At 59.8% G+C, this 25,478-nt stretch carries 25 protein-coding genes and 1 tRNA gene; 19 read left to right on the top strand and 7 right to left on the bottom strand.

From position 1 onward, the window contains the following. Positions 1–88 precede the first annotated feature (88 nt). Genes IB254_RS20800 through IB254_RS20755 form a run of 10 tightly spaced genes read left to right on the top strand, consistent with a single transcriptional unit; the run spans position 89 to position 8,822 of the window. Positions 89–1,048 (top strand): YbgA family protein, encoded by a 960-nt coding sequence (locus IB254_RS20800; RefSeq protein ID WP_192419179.1) that lies wholly within the window; start codon positions 89–91, stop codon positions 1,046–1,048. Next, positions 1,048–1,989, top strand: a complete 942-nt coding sequence (locus tag IB254_RS20795) for a MerR family transcriptional regulator (RefSeq protein ID WP_192419177.1) — start codon at positions 1,048–1,050, stop codon at positions 1,987–1,989. The genes IB254_RS20800 and IB254_RS20795 overlap by 1 nt, the downstream gene beginning before the upstream one ends. 21 nt (positions 1,990–2,010) lie before the next feature. Then, positions 2,011–3,456 (top strand): deoxyribodipyrimidine photo-lyase, encoded by a 1,446-nt coding sequence (gene phrB / locus IB254_RS20790; RefSeq protein WP_192419175.1) that lies wholly within the window; start codon positions 2,011–2,013, stop codon positions 3,454–3,456. Then, entirely contained in the window at positions 3,449–3,871 is a 423-nt protein-coding gene (locus tag IB254_RS20785) for a nuclear transport factor 2 family protein (RefSeq protein ID WP_192419173.1), read from the top strand. Before phrB ends, IB254_RS20785 begins: the two co-directional genes overlap by 8 nt. Next, positions 3,868–4,650, top strand: a complete 783-nt coding sequence (locus tag IB254_RS20780) for an SDR family NAD(P)-dependent oxidoreductase (RefSeq protein WP_192419171.1) — start codon at positions 3,868–3,870, stop codon at positions 4,648–4,650. The genes IB254_RS20785 and IB254_RS20780 overlap by 4 nt, the downstream gene beginning before the upstream one ends. Continuing rightward, positions 4,647–5,894: an NAD(P)/FAD-dependent oxidoreductase gene (locus IB254_RS20775; protein WP_192419169.1), complete on the top strand. Its 1,248-nt coding sequence runs from the start codon at positions 4,647–4,649 to the stop codon at positions 5,892–5,894. Before IB254_RS20780 ends, IB254_RS20775 begins: the two co-directional genes overlap by 4 nt. Then, entirely contained in the window at positions 5,891–6,706 is an 816-nt protein-coding gene (locus IB254_RS20770; RefSeq protein ID WP_192419167.1) for a DUF1365 domain-containing protein, read from the top strand. Before IB254_RS20775 ends, IB254_RS20770 begins: the two co-directional genes overlap by 4 nt. Continuing rightward, positions 6,693–7,964 carry an SAM-dependent methyltransferase gene (locus tag IB254_RS20765; RefSeq protein WP_192419164.1) on the top strand — a complete coding sequence of 424 codons (1,272 nt, stop codon included), beginning with the start codon at positions 6,693–6,695 and terminating at the stop codon, positions 7,962–7,964. The genes IB254_RS20770 and IB254_RS20765 overlap by 14 nt, the downstream gene beginning before the upstream one ends. Then, positions 7,957–8,463, top strand: a complete 507-nt coding sequence (locus IB254_RS20760; protein ID WP_192419162.1) for a DUF2878 domain-containing protein — start codon at positions 7,957–7,959, stop codon at positions 8,461–8,463. The genes IB254_RS20765 and IB254_RS20760 overlap by 8 nt, the downstream gene beginning before the upstream one ends. A 53-nt stretch (positions 8,464–8,516) precedes the next feature. After that, on the top strand, positions 8,517–8,822 hold the full coding sequence (locus tag IB254_RS20755) for a YkgJ family cysteine cluster protein (RefSeq protein WP_192419160.1): 306 nt from the start codon (positions 8,517–8,519) through the stop codon (positions 8,820–8,822). A gap of 121 nt (positions 8,823–8,943) precedes the next feature. On the opposite strand, the gene IB254_RS20750 is transcribed toward IB254_RS20755, so the two are convergent. From IB254_RS20750 to hemA, 6 genes are all read right to left on the bottom strand, one after another. Then, complete coding sequence (locus IB254_RS20750; protein WP_192419158.1) at positions 8,944–9,462, bottom strand: acyloxyacyl hydrolase; 519 nt, start codon at positions 9,460–9,462, stop codon at positions 8,944–8,946. A 104-nt stretch (positions 9,463–9,566) separates the two neighbouring features. Further along, the gene (gene murI, locus IB254_RS20745; RefSeq protein WP_192419156.1) at positions 9,567–10,358 is read right to left on the bottom strand and encodes a glutamate racemase; all 792 of its coding nucleotides are present in this window, start codon (positions 10,356–10,358) and stop codon (positions 9,567–9,569) included. After that, positions 10,351–11,106 (bottom strand): molybdopterin-synthase adenylyltransferase MoeB, encoded by a 756-nt coding sequence (locus tag IB254_RS20740; RefSeq protein WP_192419155.1) that lies wholly within the window; start codon positions 11,104–11,106, stop codon positions 10,351–10,353. The genes murI and IB254_RS20740 overlap by 8 nt, the downstream gene beginning before the upstream one ends. Then, positions 11,100–11,930: a peptide chain release factor N(5)-glutamine methyltransferase gene (prmC, locus tag IB254_RS20735; protein WP_192419154.1), complete on the bottom strand. Its 831-nt coding sequence runs from the start codon at positions 11,928–11,930 to the stop codon at positions 11,100–11,102. Before prmC ends, IB254_RS20740 begins: the two co-directional genes overlap by 7 nt. Beyond that, on the bottom strand, positions 11,931–13,013 hold the full coding sequence (gene prfA, locus IB254_RS20730) for a peptide chain release factor 1 (RefSeq protein ID WP_008025856.1): 1,083 nt from the start codon (positions 13,011–13,013) through the stop codon (positions 11,931–11,933). After that, positions 13,010–14,299, bottom strand: a complete 1,290-nt coding sequence (hemA, locus tag IB254_RS20725; RefSeq protein ID WP_008025854.1) for a glutamyl-tRNA reductase — start codon at positions 14,297–14,299, stop codon at positions 13,010–13,012. The genes prfA and hemA overlap by 4 nt, the downstream gene beginning before the upstream one ends. A 371-nt stretch (positions 14,300–14,670) precedes the next feature. Between hemA and IB254_RS20720 the strand changes: the two genes are divergently transcribed. From IB254_RS20720 to ychF, 8 genes are all read left to right on the top strand, one after another. Beyond that, positions 14,671–16,395, top strand: a complete 1,725-nt coding sequence (locus tag IB254_RS20720) for a tetratricopeptide repeat protein (RefSeq protein WP_192419153.1) — start codon at positions 14,671–14,673, stop codon at positions 16,393–16,395. Between the two features lie 4 nt (positions 16,396–16,399). Next, on the top strand, positions 16,400–17,017 hold the full coding sequence (gene lolB, locus IB254_RS20715; RefSeq protein WP_008025852.1) for a lipoprotein insertase outer membrane protein LolB: 618 nt from the start codon (positions 16,400–16,402) through the stop codon (positions 17,015–17,017). Positions 17,018–17,019: 2 nt separating this feature from the next. After that, positions 17,020–17,871, top strand: coding sequence for a 4-(cytidine 5'-diphospho)-2-C-methyl-D-erythritol kinase (gene ispE / locus IB254_RS20710; RefSeq protein ID WP_032828609.1), 852 nt, complete (start codon positions 17,020–17,022; stop codon positions 17,869–17,871). A gap of 36 nt (positions 17,872–17,907) precedes the next feature. Beyond that, a tRNA-Gln gene (locus IB254_RS20705) sits at positions 17,908–17,982 on the top strand. A 45-nt stretch (positions 17,983–18,027) separates the two neighbouring features. Further along, a complete protein-coding gene (locus IB254_RS20700; RefSeq protein ID WP_003208392.1) occupies positions 18,028–18,969 on the top strand; it encodes a ribose-phosphate pyrophosphokinase in 942 nt (313 codons plus the stop codon). A 141-nt stretch (positions 18,970–19,110) separates the two neighbouring features. After that, positions 19,111–19,710 (top strand): 50S ribosomal protein L25/general stress protein Ctc, encoded by a 600-nt coding sequence (locus tag IB254_RS20695; RefSeq protein ID WP_008025849.1) that lies wholly within the window; start codon positions 19,111–19,113, stop codon positions 19,708–19,710. Between the two features lie 170 nt (positions 19,711–19,880). After that, the gene (pth, locus tag IB254_RS20690; protein WP_008037207.1) at positions 19,881–20,465 is read left to right on the top strand and encodes an aminoacyl-tRNA hydrolase; all 585 of its coding nucleotides are present in this window, start codon (positions 19,881–19,883) and stop codon (positions 20,463–20,465) included. Between the two features lie 23 nt (positions 20,466–20,488). After that, the gene (ychF, locus tag IB254_RS20685) at positions 20,489–21,589 is read left to right on the top strand and encodes a redox-regulated ATPase YchF (RefSeq protein WP_192419152.1); all 1,101 of its coding nucleotides are present in this window, start codon (positions 20,489–20,491) and stop codon (positions 21,587–21,589) included. A 205-nt stretch (positions 21,590–21,794) separates the two neighbouring features. On the opposite strand, the gene IB254_RS20680 is transcribed toward ychF, so the two are convergent. Next, entirely contained in the window at positions 21,795–23,012 is a 1,218-nt protein-coding gene (locus tag IB254_RS20680) for an MFS transporter (RefSeq protein WP_008025846.1), read from the bottom strand. Between the two features lie 185 nt (positions 23,013–23,197). Between IB254_RS20680 and IB254_RS20675 the strand changes: the two genes are divergently transcribed. Beyond that, positions 23,198–25,393, top strand: a complete 2,196-nt coding sequence (locus IB254_RS20675) for a methyl-accepting chemotaxis protein (protein ID WP_412548229.1) — start codon at positions 23,198–23,200, stop codon at positions 25,391–25,393. The last annotated feature ends 85 nt before the right edge of the window (positions 25,394–25,478 follow it).

Raw genomic sequence — 25,478 nt, 5'->3', positions numbered from 1 at the left:
AGTTTGACTTGTACACCTTTGAATCTATGATGAAACACATGTTGTACAGAAATTAAATCCTGTACAGGTTTGGATTCGAGGTGCTCCGATGCTCCACGCCAGCGCGAAACCGAAAATCGCCATCAGCGCCTGCCTGATGGGCGCCGAGGTGCGTTTCAATGGCGGGCACAAGGAATCGCGGCTGTGCAGCCGCACCCTCACCGAGTATTTCGATTTCGTCCCGGTGTGCCCGGAAGTCGCCATCGGCCTGGGCATTCCTCGCCAGCCCATTCGACTGGTCGGCGACGCTGAACGCCCCGAAGCGATCGGCACTGTTCACCCCGAACTGAATGTCACCCGGCCGCTGGCCGATTACGCCCGAAAGATGGCCGCCGAGCTGGACGACGTCTGCGGCTACATCTTCATGCAGAAATCGCCGTCGTGCGGACTGGATCGGGTCAAGGTCTACCACGCCAACGGAGCACCGGTAGACGGCGGTGGCAGTGGCATCTATGCCCAGGCTTTCTGTGCGCTGCACCCGGACCTGCCGGTGGAAGAAGACGGCAGGCTCAACGACCCGGTGCTGCGGGAAAACTTTCTCACCCGCGTGTTCGCCTACAGCGCCTGGCAACAGTTGCTGCAAGCAGGCCTGACTCGTCGCGGATTGACGGAATTTCACTCGCGCTACAAATACCTGCTGATGGCCCACAACCCGGTGCAGTACAAAACCCTGGGCAATCTGCTGGGCAACATGGGCCGGATCGACCCGAAAGAACTCGGCCCACGCTATTTCAGCGAACTGATGGCGGCCTTGAAAAAGTGCGCCACGCGCCGCACCCACACCAACGTCCTGCAACACATCAGTGGTTACCTCAAGCAGGTCATCAGCGCTGATGACAAACAGGAAGTGCAACACGTCATCGGCCAGTACCGCCACGGCATCGTGCCGTTGGTGGTGCCGCTGACGCTGCTCAAGCATCACTTTCGCCAACACCCGGATCCGTACATTGCGCAACAGGTTTACCTGCAACCGCACCCGGAAAACCTCAGCCTGCGAAACGCGATCTGATGAAAATCCCACTCGACACCAGTGCCCGCGAAGACCTCGGAGCCGACTTCAAGAAAGCCCTCGATGAAGGCTGGCTGCCGATTCGTGAAGTGGCCCGGCAGACCGGCGTCAACGCCGTCACCTTGCGCGCCTGGGAACGGCGTTACGGTTTGATCGTGCCGCAACGCACGCCCAAAGGGCATCGGCTGTTCAGCGCCGAACACGTGCAACGCATCCTGACAATCCTCACCTGGCTCAATCGCGGCGTGGCCGTCAGCCAGGTCAAGCAACTGCTCGACACCCCGCAAGCCTTTGGCGAATCGGTCGAAAACGATTGGCAGGTGCTGTGCAACACGCTGCTGCAAGCAGTCACTCGGCTCAACGAACGCACCCTCGATGACACCGTCAACCAGGCGATTGCGTTGTACCCGCCGCGGACTTTGTGTGAACAACTGCTGATGCCGTTGCTGGCCGAACTTGAACAACGCTGGCAAGGCCAGTTTGGCGCGCAGATGGAGCGCGTGTTTTTTCACTCCTGGTTACGCAGCAAATTCGGCGCGCGCATCTACCATAACAACCGTCAACTGCGTACCGCACCGCTGCTGTTGATCAATCACTCCGACCTGCCGCTGGAACCGCATCTGTGGCTCACCGCGTGGTTGATCAGCAGCGCCGATTGCCCGGTGGAAGTGTTCGACTGGCCGTTGCCGGCGGGCGAGCTCGCACTGGCGGTCGATCACCTGCAAGCCCGCGGCGTACTGCTGTATTCCAGCAAAGCCATGAACCTTGCGCAGCTGCCGAAACTTTTCAACGGTGTCAGTTGCCCAAAAATGATTGCCGGCCCAACGGTATGCATCCACCACGCCGAGTTGTCCGTAAAAACCACAGAAATTGCTGAATTGTTCCTGGCCGAAGATCCGTTGTCGGCGCATCGGGACCTGGTACAGCGCGGGCTTATTTAAATGAATCGTACGGACACCACCATGCAATTGATCTGGCTGCGCAGCGACTTGCGTCTACATGACAACACCGCCCTCTCGGCCGCCGCTTCCCGGGGTCCGAGCGTGGCGGTGTACCTGTTGAGCCCGGAACAATGGCGCGAGCACGACGACGCGCCGTGCAAAGTGGATTTCTGGCTGCGCAACCTCCGTGAACTGAGCCGTGCACTTGGCGAGTTGAACATCCCGTTGCTGATTCGCACGGCCTCTCGCTGGGATGAAGCGCCGAAGGTTCTGCTCGACCTGTGCCAGCAGTTGAAGATCGACGCGGTGCACGTCAACGAGGAGTACGGCATTCACGAAAGCCGTCGTGACGCGGCGGTGGCCGACGCACTGAAAACCAAAGGCATCGACTTCTATAGCTATCTCGATCAGCTGCTGTTCAGCCCCGGCACCGTACTGACCAAGACCAGCACGTATTTCCAGGTCTTCAGCCAGTTCCGCAAAGTCTGCTACGACCGTCTGCACCGTTCATTGCCGAGTCTCGTCAGGGCGCCAGCGGTGCAATCGAAGCTGAACATCGACAGCGATGAAATCCCTTCAAGCGTTGCAGGCTTCGACACGCCCAGCGACACCTTGCGCGCGCTCTGGCCCGCCGGTGAAGCCGAAGCCCGACGCCGTCTGGACACCTTCGCCGATGCGCAGATCGACTACTACAAAAGTGAGCGAGACTTCCCGGCCAAGCCCGGCACCAGTCAGCTCTCGGCCTACCTGGCGGCCGGCGTCATTTCCCCGCGCCAGTGCTTGCATGCCGCCCTGCAAAGCAATCAAGGCGAGTTCGAAAGCGGCAAAGTCGGCGCCGTCACCTGGATCAATGAATTGCTGTGGCGCGAGTTCTACAAACACATTCTGGTGGGCTACCCGCGCGTCTCCCGTCACCGCGCCTTCCGCCCGGAAACCGAAGCCCTGGCCTGGCGCGATGCCCCCGACGAACTGGCAGCCTGGCAAGAAGCGCGCACCGGACTGCCGATCATCGACGCGGCGATGCGCCAACTGCTTGAAACCGGCTGGATGCACAACCGTTTGCGCATGGTGGTGGCGATGTTCCTCACCAAAAACCTGCTGATCGACTGGCGTGAAGGCGAACGTTTTTTCATGCGGCACCTGATCGATGGCGATCTCGCGGCGAACAACGGCGGCTGGCAATGGAGCTCATCCACCGGCACCGATTCGGCGCCCTACTTCCGGATTTTCAACCCGCTCAGCCAATCGGAAAAATTCGACAGCGAAGGCCTGTTCATCAAGCACTGGTTGCCGGAGCTGGCCGGGCTGAACAAGAAAGACGTGCACAACCCGGCGAACCTCGGCGGGTTGTTTGGCGTGGCAGGTTATCCGTCGCCGATCGTCAATCTAAGTACATCCCGTACACGCGCGCTGGCAGCTTTCAAAAACCTGCCGTCGCGACAGAACGCGGGAGGCGGTTATGAGTGATTTCCTGCGCCGCTTCGCCTGGCAGTTTGCCGAGCTGAACAAAGACAACCTGCAGCGCCTGAATGAGCTGTACACCGACGACGTGCACTTCACCGATCCGCTGCACGAAGTACAGGGCCTCGCGCATTTGCGCAGTTATTTCAGCGAGCTCTACGCCAATGTCAGCGAACTGCGTTTCGATTTTCACGGCTTCGACCAGATCGGCGAAGGCGAAGGTTATCTGCGCTGGGTCATGAGCTACCGCCATCCACATCTGGCCGGCGGGCGTTTGATTCGGGTGGAAGGCTGCTCGCACCTGCTCTGGAGCGACAAGGTTTATCGCCACCGCGATTACTTCGATGCCGGGGCGCTGCTTTACGAACATGTACCCGTATTGGGCCGGGCTATCGCATGGTTGAAAAGGAGAATGGGATGAGTCTTACACCTCCACGACGATATTGGCTGACCGGGGCCAGCAGTGGCATTGGCGCCGCGCTGGCCGAGGAAATTCTGAAAACCGGCGCCCACCTGGCGGTCAGTTCACGCTCGCTGGCGCCTTTGAAAGTCTTGTCGCAACGCTATCCCGGGCAAGTGCTGGTGGTGGCGGGTGACCTGACCAACAGCCAGACCGTACGCGAAATCGGCGAGCAGATCGCGCATGACTGGGGCTCGCTGGATACGGTGATTCTCAATGCTGGCACCTGCGAATACGTCGACGTTCAGCAGTTCGATTCGTCGCTCGTCGAGCACGTGGTGCGCACCAATCTGCTGGCCAGCAGTTACTGCATCGAAGCCGCGCTGCCGCTGTTGCGCAAAGGCACCGCACCGCATCTGGTGGGCGTCGCCAGTTCGGTGACTTACCTGCCGCTGCCACGGGCGGAGGCGTATGGCGCGTCGAAGGCCGGGCTGCGTTATCTGTTCGAATCGTTGCGTATTGACCTGGCGCCCGAAGGCATCGAAGTCACCGTAGTCAGCCCGGGGTTTGTCGAGACTCCGCTGACGGCGAAGAACGATTTCCCGATGCCCCTCAGTTGGCCGGTGGGCAAAGCGGCGCGGCACATCTTCGCCAAACTGAAGCATCGGCCACTGGAGATCGCGTTCCCCGCGCTGTTCATGGCGGCGCTCTGGCCGCTGTCGAAAATGCCCAACCGGGTGAAGCTCGCCATCGGCAAACGCATGGTCCGCAGCAGTCCGCCGATCAAGGACCTGCCGTGAACATCGCCATCATCGGCAGCGGCATCTCGGGGCTGACCAGTGCTTACCTGCTGAATCGCCGTCACGAGATCACCCTGTTCGAGGCTGGCGACCGGGTCGGCGGCCATACCCATACCGTGGACGTGAAGGTCGATGGCGAGTGTCATGCCGTGGACACCGGCTTCATCGTGTTCAACGACTGGACCTACCCGAACTTCATTCGCTTGCTGGGTCAGATCGGCGTCGGTTTCAAAGCGACCGAGATGAGTTTCTCGGTCACCGATCCGGACAGCGGCCTGGAGTACAACGGCAACAACCTCAACAGCCTGTTCGCCCAACGCCGCAACCTGCTGTCACCGGGGTTCTGGGGCATGCTGCGCGACATTGTGCGCTTCAACAAGCGCGCCCGGCTCGACCTGTCCGAGGGCCGGATCGCGGCGCACACCACGCTCGATGAATACCTCAAGGCCGGCGGTTACGGCGAGCGGTTCATCCTGCATTACATCGTGCCGATGGGCGCGGCGATCTGGTCGATGCCGATGGCCGACATGCTGAATTTTCCGCTGCAATTCTTTGTGCGGTTTTTCAAAAACCACGGTTTGCTGTCGGTCAACAATCGCCCGCAATGGCGTGTGATCGAGGGCGGCTCGAGTGCTTACATCGCACCGTTGACCGCAACCTTTAACCAGAAAATCCGCCTCAACTGCCCCGTGATGCAGGTCGAGCGCGATGCCGATGGCGTCGTGATCCACAGCCGCGCCGGCAGCGAACGCTTCGACAAAGTGGTGTTCGCCTGCCACAGCGATCAGGCGCTGAAACTGCTGGCCAAACCGAGCGATGCCGAACAGTCGATCCTCGGTGCCCTGCCCTACGCCGACAACGAAGTGGTGCTGCACACCGACACGCGCCTGCTGCCGTCGCGCACACTCGCCCGGGCCAGCTGGAATTACCGCCTCGGTGGCGCCGGCCATACGCTGGCGGCGGTCACCTACGACATGAACATCCTGCAAGGCATCCAGAGCGACACCACGTTTTGCGTCAGCCTCAACCAGAGTGCCGGCATCAGCCCGGCCATGGTGCTCGGCCGGTTCACCTACGCCCATCCGCAATACAGCCTGGCGGCGGTGGCGGCGCAGGAGCGCTGGGAAGAATTGAACGGCGCGCAACACAGCTTTTATTGCGGCGCCTACTGGGCCAACGGTTTCCATGAAGATGGCGTGGTCAGCGCGTTGCGCGTGGCCCGCTCGTTCGGGGAAGTGCTGTGAACAGCGCGCTCTACAGCGGCTGGATCGCCCATCGGCGGTTTGCCCCAAGGCGCCATGAATTCCGTTACCGGATCGGCCTGCTGTACCTCGATCTCGATGAACAGGACGCCGTACTCGGGTTATCGCCGCTGTCGGGCAACCGCCGTTTCTCGCCGTTTTCGTTTCGCGAAAGCGACTACCTCAAAGCCTTCACCGGCAACGGCATGCGCCTGATCGATGCGGTGCGCGAACAGGTCCGCCTGGCCATTGGTCATGCACCACAAGGTTCGGTCTGCCTGCTGACCCAGCCTCGCAGTTGGGGCCTGGCGTTCAACCCGGTGAGTTTTTTTTATTGTTACGAAGCCGACGGCCAACTGGCGGCAATCGTTGCCGAAGTCACCAATACCCCGTGGCGCGAGCGTTATCACTACGTGTTGCCGGCCAGGACGCCGGATGACCTGCGCGATTTCCATCAGCATTTCGCCGTGGCCAAGGCCTTTCATGTGTCGCCGTTTCTGCCACGCGATCTTGAACACCGCATGAGCTTCAGCCCCGTCGCGAAAAAACTCGGCGTGCACATGGCCGACTGGCAGGGCGAACTGAAGCTGTTTGACGCCACGCTCAACCTGAAACGCGAAGCCCTGAGTCGCGCCAGCCTGCACCGGTACCTGCGGCGCTTTCCGTGGATGACCGCAAAAACCTGCCTGGCGATTTATTGGCAAGCCCTGCGCCTGCTGGTCAAACGCGTGCCGATATTTGCTCATCAAGCTGCCGACGGCAGCTTTCAAACCGCCACCGTTCCGCCCAAGGATCGCCGCCATGAAATCCTCTAGCGTCTCGGCCAAAGCCACTCTACTCAGCACTAACGGCTTGACCGGGACGTTGCTGCGTCGCGGTGTGCTGCGGCAACTGGCGCACCTCAAGCACGGGCAACTGCTGGTGATCGAGGATGGCGAGCGGCAGGTCTTCGGCAGCGCTGGCAGTCATTTGCAGGGGGAAATCCACATCCTCGACGCAGCAGCGTGGGGGCTGGTGGCGAGTAACGGTTCGATCGGCGCGGGCGAGGCATTTATCCACGGTTACTGGAGCTCGCCGGACCTGACGGCGGTGGTTCGCGTGTTCGTCAGTAACCTTGACGTGCTTGATTCGCTGGAAGGCGGCCTGGCGAAACTCGGCCGGCCCTTCGTTCAAGGCCTGCACTGGCTCAATCGCAATACGCGCAAGGGCTCGCAGAAAAACATCGCCGCTCACTACGACCTGGGCAACGACCTGTTCGAACAGTTTCTAGACCCGACCATGATGTATTCGGCCGCACAATTCCTAAGTCCCGAGGACAGCCTGGAACAGGCGCAGCTGAACAAACTGGAGCGGATCTGCCAGAAACTCGACCTCAAACCCAGCGATCACCTGCTGGAAATCGGCACCGGCTGGGGCAGCATGGCGCTGTACGCGGCGCAGAATTATGGCTGCAAAGTCACCACCACCACGTTGTCCAGGGAGCAGTACGCGTTTACCGCGCAACGGATCGAAACCCTCGGGTTGCAAGATCAGGTTACGTTGTTGCTCAAGGATTACCGCGACCTCACCGGGCAGTACGACAAACTGGTGTCGATCGAGATGATCGAAGCCGTGGGCCATCGCTTTCTGCCGACCTACTTCAAGCAGTGCGCGCACTTGCTCAAGAGCAATGGCTTGATGCTGTTGCAGGCGATCACCATCCGCGAGCAGCGCTACGAGCAGGCCAAGGGCAGTGTCGACTTCATTCAGCGCTACATCTTCCCCGGCGGCGCCCTGCCCTGCGTGCAGAAAATGCTCGAGATCGTCAGCCGCGACACTGACATGAACTTGCTGCACATGGAGGATTTTGGCCTGCACTACGCGCGAACCTTGCGCCTGTGGCATGAGAATTTTCGCCGCGCCCAAGGCCGCCTGAGCGAATTGGGCTACGACGATTATTTCCTGCGGCTGTGGGAGTTTTACCTGTGTTACTGCGAAGGTGGTTTCCTGGAGCGCACCATCGGCACCGCGCAGTTGCTGCTGGCCAAACCTTCGGCGATCACCGCGCCGCTGCTCGGCCGTTTCGATGCTTGAACGCCTGGCCAACGCTCTGCTGTTCCAGCTCGGCTGGCTTGCCTGCGTGATCGGCGGCAACAGCCTGTGGTTATTGGTGGCGCTGGGCGCTTTGGTGATTCATCTGCTGTGGATAAGTCGTTGGGCGGACGAAGGCCGACTGATTCTCAGCGTGGTGCTGCTGGGCACGACCGTCGACAGTTCATTGCGCTGGCTGGGGGTGTTCGAGTTCAACGATGTCGCGCCGCTGATTCCACTATGGCTGATGCTGTTGTGGGCGTTGCTGGCCACGACGTTGCGCCATTGCCTGCAATGGAGCGCAACGCCCTGGTGGCTGGGCTGCTTGCTGGGCGCCGTGGGTGGGCCGTTGTCGTATTACGCGGGAGGACAACTGGCCGGGGTGCAATTCCCTTACGGCCAATTACCGACGCTGATCGGCATCGGATTACTCTGGGCACTGCTGTTTCCCACGCTGCATTTCATGGCCCGGCGCCTGGCGTCGTCCGACACCCACGACTGAGCGTCCGTCCGGCCTTTCACACAGCACCGACCGACTGACTTACACTGCGTGCCATGAAAACCATTCCCCACACGCAAATCACCGAGCCTGCGGTCACGTGCTCGACCTGCGCGGCCTGCTGCTGCCAGCTCGAAGTGATGCTGATCACCGACACGGGCGTGCCCGAACGTTTTATCGATACCGATGATTGGGGCGGGGAAGTCATGCTGCGACTGGACGACGGCTGGTGCGCCGCGCTGGATCGCAACACGATGATGTGCACCATCTACGAAAAACGCCCGCTGATCTGCCGGGAGTTCGAGATGGGCGCACCGGAGTGCATCGAAGAGCGCCGGGGGATCAGCATGGCGTATCGGTGATCTTGAAAACACCTTGTCCCCTGTAGGAGCTGGCTTGCTAGCGATGGTGGGTCAGCTACGGTGATGTCGACTGACACACCATCGCTAGCAAGCCAGCTCCTACAGAGGACCGCGTTTTGTCTTACAACGGCATCGTGTAGTGCAGCGCGTAACTTTCTACACCATCGTTCGGGCTGCTGAGCCCCGCATTGGAATAGTGCGTTGCACGAATCCCGACTTCATGCCCGCCCGCAAAACGCAGACCGAAGCCGAAACGGTCTTCGAACTGAAAGGCACTGCCCAGTTCGTTGCCTTCAAGTTCGGTATTCGAGAACGCTGCCACGCCAACCCCGAGCTCTAGATAGGGTTTGACGTTCTGACCGGCAAACTCATAGACAAACACCGGCGAGAAAGACAGGCTGTGGTTGCTGGAAGTCTTGTCGCCTTCCCAATAGGTGTAGGCACCACTCCAGTAACCGGTCAAACGACCGACGTCACTTTGCAACCAGCTCTTGTCCCAATCGAATTGCATGCCCAATCGATAGGTCATGGTCGAATCGCTGGTCTGGCCGACCCCGAACTCCACGCCTGCCGCCTGTGCGGTAAAACTTTGCCCCATCAATGCGGCCGCAATCGCGGCCAAGCAGAATAGTCGCTTCATAGAAACATCCTTTTCCGTACGATTTCGTATGGTTTTTTTGTTGCTTACCGCAATAGAAGTCGACGCTTAATCAGAAGTTCACCCCAATTACCCGTTTCCCCGAACTACCTATTGAAGCTTTGCACAACGCCAGCGGTATTCCACAGTATCGGCAAGATATTTCTGAAATGTTCCGGATCGGCACTCGTCCAGAATTGCGCTGCACGAACTGGACCTTCAGCCAGCAATTCACGCTCGGCCAACAGCCGCTGAAGTTGTCGCGCGACGGCGGCGCCGGTATCGATCAGGCTGATGTCCTCGGGGATCATCTGCTTAAGCAACGGCTTTAGGAAGGGGTAATGCGTGCAGCCGAGAATAATCGTGTCGCAGCCTGCGGCGAGCAGCGGCCCGACATAGCGGGCCAGCAACTCACGCAGGGCGTGACTGTGCAGATCACCGTTTTCAATCAGCTCCACAAGCCCCGGGCACGGCTGGGTGATCACCTGCACATCGGTGGCGAAACGGTCGAGCAACGCAGCGAACTTGGCGCTCTGCAAGGTGCCGGTGGTGGCGAGGACACCGACCACGCCGCTACGGGTCGCGGCGGCGGCCGGTTTGACCGCAGGCTCCATGCCGACGATGGGCCACTCGGGGAAGTCGCGCCGCAAATCCGCAACACCGGCCACCGTCGCCGTGTTGCAGGCCAGCACCAGGGCCTTGGCGCCTTGCTGCTGAAAAAATTCGGCCATCACGCTGCAACGATGGCGAATGAATTCCGGGGTTTTCTCGCCGTAAGGAATATTGCCGCAATCGGCGACGTACAGCAGAGACTCGTTGGGCAGCAAACGCTGGACCTCGGCCAGCACCGACAGCCCACCGACCCCGGAGTCGAACACGCCAATGGGCGCTTCACGCATGTTTCGGCCCACAGACGCTGCAGCCCGGATCACGCTTGACGCGCAATTCACGGAAGCGCGAACCCAAGGCATCGATCAACAACAGGCGCCCTACCAGCGGTTCGCCGAAACCGGCCAACAGTTTCATCGCTTCCAGCGCCTGAAGGCTTCCGACCAGTCCCACCAAAGGACCGACGACGCCCGCTTCACTGCACGTCAATTCAGCTTCGCTGCCGTGCCCGTATAAACAGTGGTAGCACGGACTGTCCGGACGGCGCGGGTCGAACACCGACAATTGCCCTTCAAGTCGAATCGCTGCGCCGCTGACCAACGGCTTGCCGGCCGCCACGCACGCAGCGTTGACCGCTTCGCGGGTGGAAAAATTGTCGGAACAGTCGAGGACCAGATCCACTGTGGCCACCACAGCGGCCAGGGAATCTTCGTCCAGCGCGGCACGATGGGCGACCAGCTTGATCTCGGGGTTGATCGCGCTCAGGCGGCGGATCGCCGAATCGACCTTGGTCTGGCCGACGCTGTCGGTGTCGTGAATGATCTGGCGTTGCAGGTTGGTCAGGTCGACGGTGTCGAAGTCCGCCAGATGCAGCTCACCGACGCCCGCGGCGGCGAGGTACAACGCAACCGGCGAACCGAGCCCGCCGAGACCGACGATCAACACGCGGCTTTCTTTCAATCGCAACTGGCCGTCGATGTCGACGTGTTGCAACAGAATCTGCCGACTGTAACGCAACAATTCCTGATCATTCAGCACGGCAGGCGCCCCAGGCTGATCCGTTGATGACCGCCCAGATCGGTGCGGCTGTGGACTTCTTCAAAGCCGCGTGTCTGCAACAAATCGCGCACGGCTTCGGCTTGATCATAACCGTGTTCGAGCATCAGCCAGCCGCCCGCTTCCAGATAATCCGGGGCCTGGGCGACGATCAAACGCAGATCGTCGAGCCCGTCGGCTCCAGCCACCAAGGCACTGGCCGGTTCGAATCGCACATCACCTTCCACCAGATGCGGATCGGCGGATGCAATGTACGGCGGGTTGCTGATGATCAGTTGAAAACGCTGACCTTCCAGGGCGCTGAACCAATGACTGCTCAGCACGGTGGCGTTGTTCAGGTGCAAACGCTGACGATTGCGCTCGGCCAAAGCCACGGCTTCGAGTACACGATCCACAGCGGTGACGCTCCACGCCGGACGCTCGCTGGCCAGGGCCAACGCAATGGCGCCGCTGCCGGTGCCGAGATCGAGGACCTTGGCGGGCGTGGCGGGCAACAATTCCAGCGCGGCTTCCACCAGCAATTCGGTGTCCGGGCGCGGGATCAAGGTGTGCGGTGCAACTTCCAGATCCAGCTTCCAGAAACCTTGCTGGCCCAGAATGTAAGCCACCGGCTCTCCGCCACGACGGCGTTGCAGGTACTCGGCAAACTTCAGCGCGGCTTCGCTTGGAACGATGCGCTCCGGCCAGGTGTGCAGAAAACTGCGGGACTTGCCCAACGCCGCCGCCAGCAGCAATTCGGCATCCAGGCGCGCCGTCGGCGAGTCGGGTAAATCAGCGGCGCGCAACAAACTGGCAATGATCGTCATTTAGTCACCTATCGCTGCCAATTGGTCGGCCTGGTATTCGGCCAGCAACGGTTCGATCACCGCATCGACACCGCCCGCGAGAATTTCGTCGAGGGAATACAGCGTCAGGTTGACCCGGTGGTCGGTGACCCGGCCCTGGGCAAAGTTGTAGGTGCGGATGCGCTCGGAGCGATCACCCGAACCGACCAGCAACTTACGCTCGCTGGCGATGGCATTCGCTGCGGCGCTGGTCTGCTGATCATTGAGCTTGGCCGACAGCCAGGACATCGCCCGGGCGCGGTTCTTGTGCTGGGAACGTTCTTCCTGGCACTCGACGACGATACCGGACGGCAAGTGCGTGATGCGGATCGCCGAGTCCGTCTTGTTGACGTGCTGGCCACCGGCACCGGAAGAACGGTAGGTATCAATCCGCAGGTCCGCCGGATTGATCTCGATCGCTTCCTGCTCGTCCGGCTCGGGCAATACGGCCACGGTGCACGCCGAAGTGTGGATACGCCCCTGGGATTCAGTGGCCGGAACCCGTTGCACGCGGTGCGCGCCGGATTCGAATTTCAGCTTGCCGTAGACGTTGTCGCCTTCGACGCGGGCGATGACTTCTTTATAGCCGCCATGTTCGCCCTCGTTTTCCGAGAGAATTTCCACACGCCAGCCGCGACGCTCGGCGTAACGCGAATACATGCGGAACAGGTCGCCGGAGAAGATCGCCGCCTCGTCACCACCAGTGCCGGCGCGGATTTCAAGGAACACGTTGCGCCCGTCGTTCGGGTCCTTGGGCAGCAGCATGCGTTGCAGGCTGGCTTCGATCTCGATCAATTGCTCTTTGGCTTCGCGGACTTCTTCCACGGCCATTTCACGCATGTCCGGGTCGTTGTCCTTGAGCAGTGCCTGGGCGCCTTCGAGGTCGCTCTGTACTTTGAGCAACTGTTTATAGGCGTCGACAATCGGCTCGACTTCCGCGTATTCCTTGGAATAGGCGCGGAATTTGGTCTGGTCGGAAATGACCTCGCCGTCGCCAAGCAAGGCGGTCAATTCCTCGAAACGGTCCTGGAGGATGTCCAGCTTATTGAGCAGTGACGCTTTCATTGCGGTTTTTTATCCGAAAAGCTATCCGATGAGCCCTCACCGAGGGCAAAGAGTTCCTGGGCCATGGCCAGTGCGTCGAGGCGACCTTCGGCTGAGAGCTTTTTCAACTGCACGCTCGGGGCGTGCAAGAGTTTGTTGGTCAAGCCACGCGCCAGTTGCACCAACACGTCTTCGGCGCTGCTGCCGTTGGCCAGCATGCGTTGGGCCTTTTGCAATTCTTCGTCACGCAGGCGTTCGCTTTGTTGGCGATAGGCCTTGAGTACATCCACCGCTGCCAGTTCACGCAGACGGATCATGAAATCTTCGGCGCCGACCGAAACCATCTCTTCCGCCGCTTGCGCAGCGCCTTGACGGCTCTTGAGGTTTTCGGCGACCACTTCGTGGAGATCGTCGACGCTATAAAGGTAAACGTCGTCCAACTCGCCGACTTCAGGCTCGATATCGCGCGGTACGGCGATGTCCACCATGAAGATCGGTTTGTGCTTGCGCAGTTTCAAGGCACTTTCCACCGCACCTTTACCGAGGATCGGCAACTGGCTGGCGGTGGAACTGATGACGATGTCGCTGCGCACCAGTTCGGCCGGAATGTCCGAGAGCAACACGGCATGGGCGCCAAACTGCTCGGCCAGAATGCTTGCGCGCTCCAGGGTGCGGTTGGCGACGACGATGCGTTTTACCCCCAGTTCGTGCAGATGGCGGGCGACCAGAGTGATGGTCTCGCCGGCGCCGATCAGCAAGGCCTGGCTGCGTTGCAGGTCGCTGAAAATCTGTTTCGCCAGGCTGACCGCGGCAAACGCCACGGACACCGGGTTCTCGCCGATGGCGGTGTCGGTGCGCACTTGTTTGGCCGCATTGAACGTGGCCTGGAACAAACGCCCGAGCAGCGGACCGATGGTGCCGGCCTCGCGGGCCACGGCGTAGCAGGATTTCATCTGGCCGAGGATCTGCGGCTCGCCCAGCACCAGCGAATCGAGCCCGGAGGCGACCCGCATCATGTGACGAACTGCCGCATCATCTTCGTGCACATAAGCGCTCGCGCGCAGCTCGTCGAGGCTCAGATGGTGATAATCGGCCAGCCAGCGCAGCACGATGTCCGCCGAAAGGTGATCCTGTTCTATATAGAGTTCACTGCGATTGCAGGTGGAGAGGATCGCAGCTTCGCGGCTGTCGGTGAGTCGGCAGAGCTGCTGCAAGGCCTCCACCAGCTGCTCAGGGGTAAAGGCCACGCGCTCGCGGACGTCTACTGAAGCAGTCTTGTGGTTAATACCGAGTGCAAGGAAGGCCATTCAAGGTCGCTGATGGTGACGTGAAGCCGGCAATTGTCCTACTTCGACAGACTCAGAACAACTACTCGATCTCTATTGACCTGGTAGCCGACGCCCAGATTTGCGAGCGGTTCTCGTTTACCCGACTTCCACGCAACCTTTGTAGGAGCCGGCTTGCTGCGGGCGGCGTTCCGACGATGGTCGTGAACGATGGCGCATTTATTCCTGGAAAGAATGCGGCGCCTGCAAGTCCATCGTCGGAACGCCGCCCGCAGCAAGCCGGCTCCTATAGGGGTTTGTCGCGTGCTTCAGGGAAAATGGCCGGCCGGTTATGTTTGGCCGAAGGCTTGTGTCATGATGATCCGACCGCAGGTTAGTCGTCCTCTTCCTATATGAATAGATCTTCCGCGTTGCTCCTCGCTTTTGTCTTCCTCAGCGGCTGCCAGGCCTTGGCACCCGTTTCGTCGGACGGTACGCCGCCGGTCGAAGACAGCACTCCGGCCCCTGAAAAGCCCAAGGTCTACAGCTCATTCAGCGAAGAAACCATCTTCAGCCTGTTGAGCGCCGAACTGGCTGGCCAACGCAATCGTTTCGACATTGCGCTGGACAACTACGTGACCCAGGCCATCAACACCCAGGATCCGGGCATCTCCGAACGGGCGTTTCGCATCGCCGAGTACCTGGGCGCCGATCAGGCCGCCCTGGACACCGCGCTGATCTGGGCGAAAAACGCCCCGGACGACCTCGAAGCGCAACGGGCCGCAGCCGTGCAACTGGCGCGCGCCGGGCGTTATGACGACTCCATGGCCTATATGGAGAAAGTCCTGCAAGGCAAGGGCGACACGCATTTCGATTTCCTGGCCCTGTCTGCGGCCGATACCGATCAGGAAACCCGCAACGGCCTGATGAAAAGTTTTGACCGTTTGTTGCAGCGTCACCCCAACAACAGCCAGCTGATTTTCGGCAAAGCCTTGTTGATGCAACAGGACGGCGACAGCAAAGGCGCACTGACACTGCTGGAAGACAACCCGCCGGATGACGGCGAAATAGCCCCGATTCTGCTGCGCGCACGCCTGCTGCAAACGCTCAATCGTGGTGATGAAGCGTTGCCGCTGCTGCAAAAAAGCATCAAGAAATACCCGGACGACAAACGCCTGCGCCTGACGTATGCCCGCATGCTGGTCGAACAGGACCGGATGGACGACGCCAAAGTCGAGTTTTCGAGCCTGGTTCAGCAGTACCCCGAAGACGACGAATTGCGTTACTCCCTGGCGCTGGTGTGTCTGGAAGCCAAGGCCTGGGACGAGGCCAAGGGCTACCTGGAAGACCTGATCGCCCGAGAAAGCCATGTCGACTCGGCACACCTGAACCTCGGCCGTATCGCTGAAGAGCGCAACGATCCCCAGGGCGCACTGATCGAATACGCCAAGGTCGGCCCGGGCAACGACTACCTGCCGGCACAGTTGCGTCAGGCCGATATCCTGATGAACAACGGCAAGACCGCCGAAGCGCAAAGCCGCCTGGCGGCCGAGCGTGACGAACAACCCGATTACGCGATTCAGCTGTATCTGATCGAAGCCGAAACCCTGTCCGCCAATAAACAGGGGGACAAGGCCTGGAATGTTCTGCATAAAGCCTTGCAGCAATACCCGGACGATCTGAATCTGCTGTACACCCGCGCCATGCAGGCGGAAAAACGCAATGACCTGGCGCAGATGGAAAAAGACCTGCGGCTGATCATCAAGCGTGACCCGGACAACGCCATGGCACTGAACGCCCTCGGCTACACCTTGTCCGACCGCACGACGCGTTATGCCGAAGCCAAGGCCCTGATCGAACAGGCACACCAGATCAATCCGGAAGACCCGGCGGTACTCGACAGCCTCGGCTGGGTGAATTTCCGCATGGGCAATCTCGACGAAGCGGAAAAACTGCTGCGCAAGGCGCTCGATCGCTTTCCCGATCAGGAAGTGGCCGCTCACCTCGGCGAAGTCCTGTGGGCCAATGGCAAACAACGCGAAGCCAAACAAATCTGGGGCAAATTTCTCAAGGAACAACCCGACAGCCCAATCCTGCGCGGCACCATCAAGCGCCTGACCGGATCAGAGACTCTTTAAGCTTATGTTTTTGCGCCACTTCATCGTTTTCAGTTTCATCGCCCTGCTCGCCGGTTGCGCGGGCTTCGGTGCCCGCGAATCGGTACAGGGCCAGGGCGACGCCGGCCTGTGGCGCGTTCACAAAGAACAACTGACCGGCCTCGACGGCTGGCAGATCAACGGCAAGATCGGCATTCGCGCACCAAAAGACTCGGGCAGCGGCACGCTGTTCTGGTTGCAGCGCCAGTCCTATTACGACATTCGCCTTTCGGGCCCTCTGGGTCGCGGCGCCGCACGCCTGACCGGACACCCCGGAAAGGTTTCGCTGGAAGTCGCCAATCAGGGGCGCTATGAAGCGCCTACGCCGGAAGTGCTGCTCGAAGAACAGCTCGGCTGGAAGTTGCCGGTGTCCCATCTGGCGTGGTGGGTCCGCGGACTCCCGGCGCCGGACAGCAAGAGCCGCCTGACCCTGGACACCGATAGCCGACTGGCCAATCTGGAACAGGATGGCTGGCAAGTCGAATACCTGAGTTACGCCGAGCAAAACGGCTTTTGGCTGCCCGAGCGGATCAAACTGCATGGCACCGACCTTGATGTCACGCTGGTGATCAAGGAATGGCAACCGCGCAAACTGGGGCAATGAACATGACGACCCCACGCTTGACGCTGCCCTCCCCGGCCAAACTCAATCTGATGCTGCACATCCTCGGTCGCCGTGAAGACGGTTACCACGAGTTGCAGACGATTTTTCAGTTTCTCGACTACGGCGATGAAATCACTTTCGCCGTGCGCGACGACGGTGTGATTCAACTGCACACCGAATTCGACGGCGTACCGCACGACAGCAATCTGATTGTTCGAGCGGCAAAAAAACTTCAGGAGCAATCCGGTTGTTCGCTCGGCATCGACATCTGGATCGAAAAAATTCTGCCAATGGGCGGCGGCATCGGTGGCGGCAGTTCAAATGCCGCGACGACTTTGCTCGGGCTCAATCACCTCTGGCAACTGGGTTGGGATGAGGATCGGCTGGCCGCACTGGGCCTGACGCTTGGCGCCGATGTCCCGGTTTTCGTGCGTGGCCACGCGGCTTTCGCCGAGGGTGTGGGAGAGAAACTCACCCCTGTAGACCCCGAAGAACCGTGGTATCTCGTGCTTGTGCCGCAAGTATCTGTAAGTACAGCAGAAATTTTTTCAGATCCGTTGTTGACACGTAACTCTTCTCCCATTAAAGTGCGCCCCGTTCCCAAGGGAAACAGTCGAAATGACTGCTTACCGGTGGTAGCAAGGCGTTATCCAGATGTACGTAACGCATTGAATTTGTTAGGTAATTTTACCGAAGCAAAACTCACCGGAACTGGAAGTTGTGTGTTTGGGGGCTTCCCAAGCAAAGCTGAAGCTGATAAAGTCTCGGCCCTTCTTACAGAGACCCTTACAGGGTTTGTAGCAAAAGGAAGCAACGTTTCGATGTTGCATCGCAAGCTGCAAAGTCTGCTCTAAAGGAACCGATTACTGGGTAATCGTTGCAACAGATACAGGGGCGTCGCCAAGCGGTAAGGCAGCAGGTTTTGATCCTGCCATGCGTTGGTTCGAATCCAGCCGCCCCTGCCATTTTCTATACTCATCCAGGTTACCCTCAGCCTCTAGGTACTGCGCGTGTCCAAGATGATGGTCTTTACGGGGAATGCTAACCCCGATCTGGCTCGGCGTGTCGTACGTCAGCTGCATATCCCTCTCGGTGACATCTCTGTCGGTAAGTTTTCCGACGGCGAGATTACAGCCGAGATCAATGAAAACGTCCGCGGTAAAGATGTCTTCATTATTCAGCCGACTTGCGCTCCGACCAACGATAACCTGATGGAACTGGTAGTGATGGCTGATGCCTTCCGCCGCTCCTCGGCTACTCGTATTACTGCTGTTATTCCTTACTTTGGTTATGCCCGTCAGGATCGCCGTCCGCGTTCCGCACGTGTGGCTATCAGCGCGAAAGTCGTTGCTGACATGCTTACCGTAGTCGGCATCGACCGTGTTCTCACGGTTGATCTGCATGCTGACCAAATCCAGGGTTTCTTCGATATTCCGGTAGATAACATCTACGGCTCCCCCGTTCTGGTGGATGACATTGAAGATCAGCGCTTCGAAAACCTGATGATCGTGTCCCCGGACATTGGCGGCGTCGTGCGTGCACGTGCTGTTGCCAAATCCCTGGGCGTGGATCTCGGGATCATCGACAAACGCCGTGAGAAAGCCAATCACTCTGAAGTGATGCACATCATCGGTGATGTCGAAGGGCGTACCTGTATTCTGGTCGATGACATGGTCGATACCGCCGGCACTCTGTGCCACGCGGCAAAGGCTTTGAAAGAGCATGGCGCTGCCAAGGTTTTCGCCTACTGCACACACCCTGTGCTGTCCGGTCGGGCGATCGAAAACATTGAAAATTCCATGCTGGACGAACTGGTGGTGACTAACACCATCCCGTTGTCCGCTGCTGCTCAAGCCTGCTCGCGTATCCGTCAACTGGATATCGCGCCGGTTGTTGCTGAAGCGGTCCGCCGCATCAGCAATGAAGAATCGATCAGCGCGATGTTCCGTTAAGGGCCCTGCCCTTCTCGAACAGCTCGTTGACGAAAAGCGCCCCGCCCCGGCATTCCTGTCGGGGCGGGGCTTTTTTGCCCATATCGCCTTTAGCGCTGGTCGCAAACGCTGGGGCGAATGTGGTTATTTTGGAGATACAACATGAACGATTTTACTCTGAATGCTGAAGTGCGTTCCGACCTGGGGAAAGGTGCGAGCCGCCGCCTGCGTCGTCTCGCAAGCCTGGTACCAGCTGTAGTTTACGGTGGCGAAAAAGCCCCTGAATCCATCAGCATGCTGGCTAAAGAAGTTGCCAAACTGCTCGAAAACGAAGCGGCTTACAGCCACATCATCGAGCTGAACGTTGGTGGCACCAAGCAAAACGTAATCATCAAAGCTCTGCAGCGTCACCCGGCCAAAGGCCACGTGATGCACGCTGACTTCGTACGCGTAGTTGCCGGCCAAAAGCTGACCGCTATCGTTCCAGTGCACTTCATCAACGAAGAAGCACCAGCGAAGAAAGGCGGCGAGATTTCGCACGTTGTTGCTGAAATCGAAGTGACCTGCCTGCCAAAAGACCTGCCTGAATTCATCGAAGTCGACCTGGCTAACGCCGAAATCGGTTCGATCATTCACCTGTCCGACCTCAAAGCCCCTAAAGGCGTTGAGTTTGTTGCTCTGGCACACGGCGATGACAAGGCTGTTGCCAACGTCCACGCTCCACGTGTTGCTCCAGAAGCTGCTGAAGGCGCTGCAGAGTAATTCACTCTGTGATGCCGGAGTGACCCGGTAACATCGCGGACTGGAACGTAGCGAGAAAGCGGGCGAGAACGCGGAGTTTACATAATGGTAAATGAGCACTTGTCGTCCACTTTCGCCGCACACCCGGATTGCGGCGATGTTATCCACCACTCCAAAGAAGGGCCCCTATCGTGACTGCCATCAAACTGATCGTTGGCCTGGGAAATCCAGGCGCTGAATACGAACAGACCCGGCATAACGCAGGGGCCCTTTTTGTTGAGCGCATCGCGAACGCACAAGGCGTCAACCTTGTGGCGGACCGCAAATATTTCGGCCTGACCGGGCGCTATTCGCATCAGGGTCAGGATGTTCGTCTGCTGATTCCCACCACGTACATGAACCGCAGCGGCCAGGCCGTGGCGGCACTCGCCGGATTCTTCCGCATCAAGCCTGAAGAAATCCTCGTGGCGCATGACGAACTCGACCTGCCACCGGGCGTTGCCAAACTCAAACAGGGCGGCGGCCATGGCGGTCACAACGGGTTGCGCGACATCATCGCGCAACTGGGCAATCAGAATACCTTCTACCGCTTGCGGCTTGGCATTGGCCATCCGGGCGTAGCCAGTATGGTTTCAAATTTCGTCCTGGGTCGTGCGCCTCGCGCCGAACAGGAAAAACTCGATGCCAGCATCGACTTTGCCCTCGGCGTGCTGCCGGATATCCTCGCCGGAGAATGGAACCGCGCGATGAAAAACCTGCACAGCCAGAAGGCCTGACTCTACTCCTCGGGGAAAACACCATGGGATTCAATTGCGGCATCGTCGGCCTGCCTAACGTCGGTAAGTCCACCCTGTTCAACGCCCTGACCAAATCCGGGATCGCGGCCGAGAACTTCCCCTTCTGCACCATCGAGCCGAACAGCGGTATCGTGCCGATGCCGGATCCGCGCCTGGACGCCTTGGCGGCCATCGTCAAACCAAAGCGCATCCTGCCGACCACCATGGAATTCGTCGACATCGCGGGCCTCGTTGCCGGCGCCTCGAAAGGTGAAGGCCTGGGCAACAAATTCCTCGCCAACATCCGTGAGACCGATGCCATCGCCCACGTGGTCCGCTGCTTCGAAGACGAGAACGTGATTCACGTTTCCAACAGCGTCGACCCGAAACGCGACATCGAAATCATCGACCTGGAACTGATCTTCGCTGACCTCGACAGCTGCGAGAAGCAACTGCAGAAAGTCGCGCGCAACGCCAAGGGCGGTGACAAGGACGCAGTGGTCCAGAAAGGCTTGCTGGAGCAACTGATCGCTCACTTCACCGAAGGCAAGCCAGCGCGCAGCCTGATGAAGAACATGGGCACCGACGAGAAAGCGGTGATCAAGGGCTTCCACCTGCTGACCACCAAACCGGTCATGTACATCGCTAACGTCGCTGAAGACGGTTTCGAAAACAACCCGCACCTGGACGTGGTCCGTGCCATCGCCGAAGAAGAAGGCGCCATGGTTGTTCCGGTGTGCAACAAGATCGAAGCGGAAATCGCCGAGCTGGATGACGGCGAAGAGAAAGACATGTTCCTCGAAGCCCTGGGCCTCGAAGAGCCTGGCCTGAACCGCGTGATCCGCGCCGGCTACGAAATGCTGCACCTGCAGACCTACTTCACCGCCGGTGTCGAAGAAGTCCGCGCCTGGACCGTCCGCGTTGGTGCCACCGCACCGCAAGCCGCTGGCGTGATCCACACCGACTTCGAAAAAGGCTTCATCCGCGCCGAAGTCATCGCCTACGACGACTTCATCCAGTACAAGGGCGAAGCCGGCACCAAAGAAGCCGGTAAATGGCGTCTGGAAGGCAAGGACTACATCGTGAAAGACGGCGACGTGATGCACTTCCGCTTCAACGTGTAAAAACACCCGCCCAAGAAAAAGCCGCGTTTGATACGCGGCTTTTTTGTGCCTGAAATCCCGTTCACCGCAATCCTGTAGGAGCCGGCTTGCTGCGGGCGGCGTTCCGACGATCCAGACACCGCGGTTAACCAGCCAGTCCGCGTGATCGTTCATCGTCGGAACGCCGCCCGCAGCAAGCCGGCTCCTACATTGGATTGGTGTGGGGTCAGGCCTTTTTGGTTCTTGGCAGGAAGATCGCCAACACGCCCAACAACGGCAGGAACGAGCACAGGAAGTACACGTATTCGATGCCGTGCACGTCCGCCAGATGCCCCAGCAACGCCGCGCCAATCCCGCCGAAACCGAACATCAGCCCGAAGAACACCCCGGCAATCATCCCGACATTACCCGGCACCAATTCCTGTGCATAAACCACAATGGCCGAGAATGCCGAGGCCAGGATGAAGCCAATCACCACGCTCAGAATGCTGGTCCAGAACAAATCAACATGCGGCAGGATCAGGGTGAACGGCGCAACCCCAAGGATCGAAAACCAGATCACCGCCTTACGCCCGATCTTGTCGCCAATCGGCCCGCCGAAGAAAGTCCCCGCCGCCACCGCCCCCAGAAACAGGAACAGATGCAGCTGCGAACTGGCCACCGAGAGGTCGAATTTCTCGATCAGGTAAAAGGTGAAGTAACTGGTCAGACTGGCCATGTAGAAATACTTGGAGAACACCAGCAGCCCCAGCACCACCAGCGCACTGGTGACCCTGCCCTTCGACAAGCCATGAGTGGCGGCCTGACCTTGCTTGAGCTTGAACAGGTTCAAGTGATTGGCGTACCAACGACTGATCCGGTAGAGCACGAACAGCGCAAACACTGCGAACAAGCCGAACCACGCCACATGGCCCTGGCCGAACGGGATGATGATCGCCGCCGCCAGCAATGGGCCAAAGGCCGAACCCGCGTTACCGCCCACCTGGAACGTCGATTGCGCCAGACCGAAGCGCCCGCCCGAAGCCAGTCGCGCCACGCGGGAAGCTTCCGGGTGAAAGGTCGAGGAACCAATGCCGATCAGCCCGGCCGCCAGCAGGATCATCGGAAAGCTGCCGACCACCGACATCATCAAAATACCAATCAACGTACACACCGTACCGGCCGGAAGCAGCCAGGGCTTGGGATGACGATCGGTGTGGTAACCGACCCACGGTTGCAACAGCGAGGCCGTCAGTTGAAAGGTCAGGGTAATTAGGCCGACCTGGGTGAAGGTCAGGCCGTAGTTGGCCTTGAGCATCGGGTAGATCGACGGCAGCACCGACTGAATCAGGTCGTTGATCAAATGCGCCAGCGCCACGGCGCCGATGATGCGCATGACCAGAGGGCTGCTTTGTGACGTCGCGGATGCCGGCGTCGCGCCGGTCTGGGCATTGCTGATAGCCATGGGAGTTTCCGTACAACAGATGGATGCACACGGGCAGGTGCGTCAATGTGCCATTTTTCAGTGCAGCAGCGCCATCCCCTTAGCCAGCTAACGAACTAATTTCCACAAGTAATAGCGCAACGCCATGGTCTGAATCTTGCCTTGTTATCCGCTTCAACGCGGCGCCCTTACAAAGGGCACCGAGAATGGGAAGTTTCGCTACAGAGTCGGCCTACAGAGCTGGCGAGGGTGAACTTTCGAGGCCTTTAAAAAGGACACGAGTCGCGGTCGCAACGACCTCGACGCACGCCATTGGTGCGTGGTGTCCAGAGGAGTCATGGGGCATGCAGGCTTTTTTATCTCCGGGGATCGGGTTGCTGGGGCGTTTCGGCTTCGCCCGTAAATTTCAGTTGTTGTTTCTGCTGTTTATCCTGCCACTGGCGGGTAGCCTGCTGATGATCGGCCAGGACTATCGCGCCAAACTGAACCTGATTTCCGGCGAACGTGCCGGGGTTCGGCAACTGCTCGCGCTGGATGCGCTGGATAACCTGCTCGCCGCCCAGCGTGATCGCGCCGCGCGCTGGCGTGCCACCGAGACCAATCGCCAACCGACACCGGCCACCCTCGCCGCGATGGCGGCGTTCGATGCCGTTCAGCCGGCGGTCGCGCAAGCCACCACGGACCTTGGCAACGCGTTGCAAAACGAAGGCGCCGAGGGCGAAACCCTCACTCGCTACCAAGCGCTGCAAACCGCGCTCAACGGCCTCGATTCGAAAAGCCTGAGCAGCGTCGGCTGGTGGCCGGACGGTTACGACCGTTTCACTAACGCCTTGAGTGCCCTCCAGGCCCTGCGCGAGCAGATCGCCATGGACAATCGCCTGACCCTCGCGCCGTGGCTGGAAACCTACCTGCTGACGCAGATCTCGACGCAACACGCGCCGGACCTGATCGAGCGCGTCGGCCGTCTGGCCAGCGTCGGCCAGGCGTCGGTGGTGTCGGGGCAATTCACCCTGCAAAGCCGCCTGCAACTGCGCGACCTGCGCAGCCGCATCGGCGACGCCCGCGAGCAGCTTGTCAAAACCGCAGGCCTGCTGGAAGCGCGCCTGCCCAGTGCCTTGCAGGCGTGGGCCGGGCAGTACCATGACAACCTCAAACACCTCGACGCCGAGCTGAAAGTCCTCGATGACGGCGTGTTTGGCGGCAGCATCAAACTCAAACCAGAGGAGTTCGAACGCAGCCTGGACAGCCTGCTCACCGACCTCGCTTCGCTACGCCAGCAGTCGTTGGTTTCGCTGGATCAGCGTCTGGATTACTACCATGGCTCGGCGATCCGCCAGTTCATTCTGGTGGCCGTGATCTTTGGCTGCCTGCTGCTGGCCGCGTTGTACCTGTTCATCTGCTTGCAGGCCTCGATCCGTCGCAGCGCCAGCGGCATCACGCTGCTGGCCGAAGCTTTGCGCGACGGCAATCTGAGCCTGCAAGTGCCGGTTGAAGGCCGCGACGAACTGGCGGCGATCAGCACCGCGCTCAACGTCGCGGTGGTGCAACTGCGCAACAGTCTGTTGGGGGTCGATCACGAAACCTTGCAGCTGAGTAACGCGGTGCGCACGCTCAATCACCATTCCAGTGGTGCCTTGGGCGAGGTCGAGGCGCAGCAATTGCAGATCAGTCAGATCGCGGCAGCGGCAACGCAATTGGCCGCCACTTCCCAAGGGGTTGCCCAGAGTTGCGAACAGGCCTCCGGCAGCGCTCAGCATACCCAGCGCATCGCAGCCGACAGCAGCCGTGACAGCCAGCGCACAACGGCGAGCATCCAGCAGCTCAACCAGCGCTTGAACGACACGGCGGCCGCACTCGGACGGGTCAGCGAACAAGGACAGCAGATTCAGTTGGTGGTCGACACCATTCGCGGTGTCGCCGAGCAGACCAACCTGTTGGCGCTCAACGCCGCTATCGAGGCCGCACGTGCCGGTGAACAGGGCCGTGGCTTTGCGGTGGTGGCCGATGAAGTGCGCAGCCTGTCGCAGCGCACCCAATCGTCCACCGCGCAGATCGCCGGCACCGTCGACAGCCTGCGCAACACGGTGAACGAAGCCGTGAGCCTGATGGAAGCCGCCTGTGGCCAGGCGCAATCCGATGCGCAAGCAGTCACTGGCCTCGGCGAACGACTGGGGGAAATCGCCAGTGCCGTGCAGAGCGTCACCGACACGTTGGCGCAAATTGCCACGGCGGTCGACGAGCAAGCGACCACTGCCGACGAAGTCAGCGGCAACATCCAGCAGGTCGATCAGGCAGCTGTCCGCTTGCTCGAAGGCGCGCGGGCGGTGAACCTGGCGGCGGACACCTTGAGCCAGGGCAGCAAGGCCCTGAGTGCCAATACCGGGAGATTCCAGCTCGGTTGACGCCCTCCCCCGGTCCGGTTTTTCGGCTCAGGTGGATAAGCGGTTGAAAGTGTAGAGAAATATTTTAGATTTACGCTTGACGCAT

It is taken from the genome of Pseudomonas sp. PDM03 (genome assembly GCF_014852385.1).
GTDB lineage: Bacteria > Pseudomonadota > Gammaproteobacteria > Pseudomonadales > Pseudomonadaceae > Aquipseudomonas > Aquipseudomonas migulae.
Note: the sequence above shows the minus strand (reverse complement) of the source record. Positions and strands in the feature narration are given on the sequence as shown.